Origin of the sequence: Methylobacterium sp. CCH5-D2, assembly GCF_001556475.1 — a bacterium.
GTDB lineage: Bacteria > Pseudomonadota > Alphaproteobacteria > Rhizobiales > Beijerinckiaceae > Methylobacterium > Methylobacterium hispanicum.
Genome location: NZ_LSIX01000796.1, coordinates 1 through 322 on the forward strand (window position 1 = coordinate 1; position 322 = coordinate 322).

1 pseudogene is annotated in these 322 nt (G+C 76.7%); it reads left to right on the forward strand.

From position 1 onward, the window contains the following. Nucleotides 1-196: pseudogene (locus tag AX737_RS21125) on the forward strand (HAD family hydrolase); the annotation flags it as partial. Between the last annotated feature and the right edge of the window lie 126 nt (nucleotides 197-322).

Sequence of the window (322 nt, forward strand, 5' to 3'; positions counted from 1 at the left end):
ACAGCTGGATGCCGGCCTGCCGGTGCTGGCGACGCGCAGCCAGTACACCGAGGGGCACCCCCTCGACGGCGCCTTCTCGGCGGTCTCCGACCTCGGCGAACCGGACCGGCCGCACCGGCACCTCGCGGGCGTTGCCTGGCCGGGCGGCGTGGTGACGCTCGCCGCCCTGCAGGACTGGCACGCGGGGCGGGACTGATCGGGCGCGGGGATCAGAGCCGCGGTTCGGCCGCCGCCCGCAGGGTGCCCCGCGGCAGCGGCTCGGCCACCATCTTCACCGGCTTGCCGCGGCCGATCAGGATCGCGGCGCGGGACTGCTCGGGAT